Here is a 5,489-nt window from a genome sequence, read left to right on the forward strand (position 1 = left end):
CCTATGAAGTATGCTATCCTACAAGTAAAAGAGCAGCAGAAAACCTCTGCGCATCTTATAGTAAACAGTATGGCATGGAAACTGTAGTGGTTAGACCTTGTCATACTTATGGACCTAGTATTACTCCAACAGATAACCGTGCAAATGTTCAGTTCATTAGTAGAAATGTACTAGTATGACTCACGCTAATTAACAATCTGATTCATGCTGGATAAATTTTCATCTACAAGGCGAAGGAATGAGGCGTAGCGGTGGCTACGCCGATTGACGACAACGCAGTAGATGGGAATTTATACAAATGAAACAGGTTGCTAATTAGCGTGAGCCATACTAGATAATGAAGATATAGTTATGAAAAGTGCTGGAACACAAATGTGTAGCTATAACTATATTGGTGATTGTGCTTCGGCAATTATTACAGTTCTTATTAACGGAAAATGTGGTGAGGCTTATAATACAGCAAATCCGGATGTTAGACTTACAATTGCACAGTTAGCAGAGATAATAGCATCAGCAGCAAATCGCAAAGTAGTATTCGCTGATCCAGATGATGTTGATTTAGCTTACAGAACACCGATTGCAAAACAGGTGTTAAGTAGCAAAAAATTAGAGAATCTTGGTTGGAGTGGTGTATTTAGTGCGGAAATCGGAGTAAAGCACACTTTGGATATCTTGCTAGGAAAGTAGGGTAGAGCGAAAATATATATGTTAGAACAGTTAAAGATAGAAGTATGTGAAGTGTACCTTGATTTAGTTACTAAATATATAAAATACAGGTTATATAGGGGAACTTTATGAAAAAGGAATCAAATTCAGATGAAAAAAATATTTTAAAATCAGAGACAAATGAAGATATGATAGATTGGTGGGTAGGAACAGTTATACTTACTTTTTTTCCAATATTAACTTCTATAATTATTAATATATGTCGCAATGGTTATGCGGACTTTAATAGAATGGTCGGTGATGGAGAACTCATTTTATCGGCTTTTTTAGTAATTACACCTTCAGTAATGAATTATTTTAAGGCTGATTTTAATAAAAAGGATCAAGTACATAAAAAGATATTTTACTTGCTGTTGTTTGTAGCTTTTTTTGAACTTACGACTTATACTACTATAAAAACCAATCCTGATAATATAGTGTGGGTTGTTTATATAGCATCAATCATATGTACGGTTTCCTCTATAATTATTTCATGGCAAAGTGAATTATTTTTAAAAAGAAAGGAATGAGTATGAAGATTGTAGAATTTTTATTGAACAATTTGCTACCTATTTTCTTTGCTGTGTTATGTTTAATTGCGGCATTGAAGTCGATTGAGATAGTAAAAAGAAGTGAAGTAGAATTAATGACCAAAAGGAGAAAAGAAATTGAACGGTTCGAGTCAGATACGAGAAAAAAATATGATGAGCAGTGTGAAAATCAAGAATCAGAAGAAAATCAAGAGCTAAAAGAAAGCCGGGAGTCAGAAGAAGACCAAGAATCGAGAAAAAAGAAGATATCGTAGAGTAAATCTTAACTTCGTTGATTGTCAAGGTAGTTGTCAGTAAAAAAATATATTTTTTGTTCTTGCAGATTATCAGACATTGTTCTGTACCTGACGTGAGTATCAATAAATTATCCACATTTATTGGCAATCACGTCAGGCACAGAATCCTGCCTGATCACCATCATTTTGAATGAATAGATTTTATGAAACAGCCATCTGCTCATCAGCTTTTTCGGATTGTTCCTGTACCTTATCTGGGTTCAGATATACAGTATCCGGAAGACTCCAGTCACGGGTTGCACGTCCATTCCAGCGTTCCGGATGCTCTGCTTTAGCAGCTTCGGACCACATTTGGGTCTGACCCTATGAATGATGGCAAGGATACTATGTCTGTCCGTGTACCTGATGGATTTCTGGAATTACATAGAAGTTTTAAGATACACAGTAAGCAATTCGTGTACGAGACACTCATCGGATGGGGATTAAATCCGGAAAAGACGTATTCTTTTAAAGGGGAGTACCTGGAAGAACAGAAAATGGTTGTTTTTAGTTTGAAAAATACAGATTAAATGTTATATCAAATAAAAATACGATATTGTTAGAGTTAATAGTTCTGAAATTCTATTGATGAATTAATTTGTCTATGTTACCATCAACTTATAGAAACTTAAGGAATGTAGAATATTAGGGTGGTAATTATGAGTTTATTTGATAATATTCCAGAAGGTACAGATATTATAGAAGTTAGAAAAAAAGTGAATAAAATGCTTTCTGAAGCACGAAAAAAAGCAAAACCCCCAAAATGTATATTGTGTGGAAAAGAACAAAGCAGTTTTTGTAATTCTCATTCTGTTCCACAAATGTGTTTACGTCCGATTGCAGATAGGGGAAAAGTTTTACATGCATCATTGGCAATGGGATTTGATATAGGAGTAGTAGATTTGGATGGAGGTGTAAATAAATCTGGCACATTTAATTATATTTGTAGGGAATGTGATGCGAAATTCTTTCAGGATTATGAAAATCCAGATAATATAATACACCCGCCAACAGATAAATTTCTTGCAGAAATTGCAGTAAAAAATATGCTGTTGCAGTTAAGTAAGCGTGCAAATGAACAAGAATTGATTCCAGTATTACAGCGAGAATTGGGAATGTATGAGAATCCGGATGATTTATCTAAAATAAAAACTTTAGACCAAAAAGAATATGAAGAGGAAGTCTTATTTCATCAAGATATAGCGAAGAATAATAAAGTAGGTGGATATCAGATTTTGTTTTGGAAAGTCCTACCATATAAAGTGCCAATAGCAACTCAAAGTGCTATTGTATTACCATATGATATGGAAGGAAATATACTCAATGAAATATATAATTTTGATGAATCTGTCAGAATGCAATATATGCATATAGCAGTGTTTCCATTAGAAGATGAGAGTGTTGTATTGGCATTTTATCATAAAAGAGATAAGCTTTATAGGCAGTTACGACACCAAATAAATTCTTCTTCACAAGAAAAAGTATTACAATATATAAATTATTTGATTTTTGAGCATACAGAAAATGTCTATTTTTCTAAGAAAATAGAAGAGGAAATAAAGAATAATAAGATGATTGAAAAATTAAGTCAGGAAGCAAATGGACTTCCTAGATTTGGTCATTTAAGTGCTGATAATATGTTTGGAATAGGATATGAAGCTGTAAAACCAGAAGATATACCTAATTTCTTAGATGAAAGCTGGGCTATTAAAGAAGAGGAAAGCACGGATGGGGAAGAATAACAGCGTAAAGAAAATAGATGAAGAACAGATTTTGAAGAGATTTGAATACACTGTACAAGAATATATCAGATTTTATGATTTTTATAAGAATCAGGAAGTGAGTGAAGAAAATACAGAAGCTTTTTATGTTATGTTACAAACTAAATTAATGATTCTTAGGAAATATGATTATAATAGGGAAGATGTATATTTGAGTAATGTATTTGATGCCATTGATAAGATGTATCCAGAAGTGGGAGAAAATATTAATATTCTTAGAGAAAAGTTTGAGAAGCTTAATAATTATTATATGGAAGTGATTTTGTCTGACGGGACGAGTCTTAATCTTTATAAAGCTATAGAGGATGTGATGTATGGTTTATATCTACATGCGGATCCAGATAAAATAGAAAGACTGCTCAAAACAAATAAAAATGTGTATCTTATGGCTGTAAAGGAATATATTACTGTTTTGGAAGGAATAGTTGTTGATACATATAATTCAATAGCTGATAAAATGTAAAATAAGTATATCCAGCAAGAGGAAACAAGTGCATCTGTAATTTTTATGGGAGATCCAACGGATGAAAAACATGATATAAAAAATTCACCGTATTGGAAGGGACCACATTGGGGTCTGACCCCAATGTGGTCGAATCAAAAAACGTTTAGAAAAATTGCTTAAAAGAAACGATTTATTATTCATCTGAAAAAATACGCAGAATACCGGAACTCAGGCAGAATGCAGGTCTTACCACACCGCTTTTGGCAGGGCTTGTTCATACGAAACTGTATCTGCCTGCGACCGGGGCAGGCGTGCCATATACCAGTGGATTCAATACTGCGTCCGGTGTGGCATCAATTGTAGCAGCAGATGAAGGCGATGAAGAATCCAGAGTCCTTTACAATAACGGAGACGGAACCTGGATCGATGAGAACGGAAATCTTTATGAAAAGTAAATGAAAAGAAACGTTTTCCGTAAGCAAATAAGGGAATGGAAAACATTTCTTTTTTTATAAAATGTTATATGAGATATAAAAGCTATTTTGAAATATAATTATTTGATAAGAAAGACATTTTTATTTTACAACAAACAGACATTTTTATGATAAAATATCGATAAAAATAATTTTGGACTGTAACAAAAGTCGTTGCAGTGTCTAAACTACATCAAATGGATATGTGCACATTGGGGTCAGGTATCGGTAATTTTCTATAAAGAAAATTTAAAAGTTTTATAAAATATTCGCCGCACTATTTGTGCGGCAGTCATCCAAGGGGGAATCCCTGCGTGGTGTGTGATAGACAAGTCAGGTACTATTAAAATCAGTGAGTTTTTCCCCGTGGGAGGTTGAAAATGTCATATAAAGCAAATGTATATAATGTAATGATTGCCTCTCCATCTGATGTGGCGAAGGAACGAACAAAGGTTGTGGAGGCTTTGGCGGAGTGGAATCGTCATAACACAGCGGAGAGAAAATGCGTGTTTCTTCCATTGAGATGGGAAGAAGATTCTGCCGCCCGTATGGGATGTCCGCCACAAGAGACGCTGAATCGCCAGCTCTGTGAGCGGAGTGATATGCTGATTGCGATATTCTGGACAAGGCTTGGGACACCGACAGAAGGTTTTGCCAGTGGCACGGTGGAGGAGATTGAATATCATCTGAAAGCGAATAAACCGGTGATGCTTTATTTTTGCGACAGAGACATACCGATGGATACGGACAGGACGCAGTTGGAAAAACTAAAGGAATATCGAAAGTCCGTAGAAGATAAGGCATTGTATCATACTTTTAAAAGGGCCGCTGACTTAAAGAACTTTTTGCTGAATCAGTTGCGTACAGCAGTGATAACGGATGAACCGTTTGTGACGGATTGTAAGAAACTGGCATCGAATGAGAAGGAAGAAACGGATAAAAAGCGTCCCAATCTGTGGATAGAGATAAATGATGCGGATGAGATTCAGCTTATTCTGCCGAAGTTGCCAGTCCTGGATAATGTGGAGCATATGGATGAAAATATGTCTTTTGCCGTAACAGACCCCGATGTGCCTGAAATGACCTTTGAACTATTCGAACAGGATGCCAGAGATATCTTGAATCATAAGATTCCGAATGATTTGGAGAATTGGGTAAGCGAAAAGGCATTAGCTGCATTTAAAAAGAGAATTCCGGATATAGAGGAGCTGGAAACATATCTGCGAAAATGGAAGATGTCTCTTTGCATGGAAAATGCG

The 5,489-nt window shown here is 35.1% G+C and carries 9 protein-coding genes; 8 read left to right on the plus strand and 1 reads right to left on the minus strand.

Going from position 1 to position 5,489, the window contains the following annotated elements; translation table 11 throughout:
• The 4 genes from AC075J_RS00405 to AC075J_RS00420 form a co-directional block, all read left to right on the plus strand.
• On the plus strand, positions 1 to 179 hold a 179-nt coding region (locus AC075J_RS00405), incomplete at its 5' end, for an NAD-dependent epimerase/dehydratase family protein (protein ID WP_476389830.1).
• Between the two features lie 172 nt (positions 180 to 351).
• The gene (locus AC075J_RS00410; protein WP_118409714.1) at positions 352 to 687 is read left to right on the plus strand and encodes an NAD-dependent epimerase/dehydratase family protein; all 336 of its coding nucleotides are present in this window, start codon (positions 352 to 354) and stop codon (positions 685 to 687) included.
• A 107-nt stretch (positions 688 to 794) separates the two neighbouring features.
• Positions 795 to 1,235 (plus strand): hypothetical protein, encoded by a 441-nt coding sequence (locus tag AC075J_RS00415; protein WP_025581204.1) that lies wholly within the window; start codon positions 795 to 797, stop codon positions 1,233 to 1,235.
• A gap of 2 nt (positions 1,236 to 1,237) precedes the next feature.
• Positions 1,238 to 1,510, plus strand: a complete 273-nt coding sequence (locus tag AC075J_RS00420) for a hypothetical protein (protein ID WP_025581203.1) — start codon at positions 1,238 to 1,240, stop codon at positions 1,508 to 1,510.
• Between the two features lie 183 nt (positions 1,511 to 1,693).
• On the opposite strand, the gene AC075J_RS00425 is transcribed toward AC075J_RS00420, so the two are convergent.
• On the minus strand, positions 1,694 to 1,843 hold the full coding sequence (locus AC075J_RS00425; protein ID WP_182438166.1) for a hypothetical protein: 150 nt from the start codon (positions 1,841 to 1,843) through the stop codon (positions 1,694 to 1,696).
• A gap of 347 nt (positions 1,844 to 2,190) precedes the next feature.
• Here AC075J_RS00425 and AC075J_RS00430 point away from each other — a divergent pair, with 347 nt between their 5' ends.
• The 4 genes from AC075J_RS00430 to AC075J_RS00445 form a co-directional block, all read left to right on the plus strand.
• The gene (locus tag AC075J_RS00430) at positions 2,191 to 3,273 is read left to right on the plus strand and encodes a hypothetical protein (protein WP_025581201.1); all 1,083 of its coding nucleotides are present in this window, start codon (positions 2,191 to 2,193) and stop codon (positions 3,271 to 3,273) included.
• The gene (locus AC075J_RS00435) at positions 3,260 to 3,775 is read left to right on the plus strand and encodes a hypothetical protein (RefSeq protein ID WP_025581200.1); all 516 of its coding nucleotides are present in this window, start codon (positions 3,260 to 3,262) and stop codon (positions 3,773 to 3,775) included. The genes AC075J_RS00430 and AC075J_RS00435 overlap by 14 nt, the downstream gene beginning before the upstream one ends.
• A 293-nt stretch (positions 3,776 to 4,068) precedes the next feature.
• Positions 4,069 to 4,212, plus strand: coding sequence for a hypothetical protein (locus AC075J_RS00440; RefSeq protein WP_476389828.1), 144 nt, complete (start codon positions 4,069 to 4,071; stop codon positions 4,210 to 4,212).
• 398 nt (positions 4,213 to 4,610) lie between these two features.
• Positions 4,611 to 5,489, plus strand: an 879-nt coding sequence (locus tag AC075J_RS00445) for a hypothetical protein (RefSeq protein ID WP_476389829.1), incomplete at its 3' end; no start/stop codon positions are given.

It is taken from the genome of Blautia sp. ZXY-1-C6, from assembly GCF_056339875.1.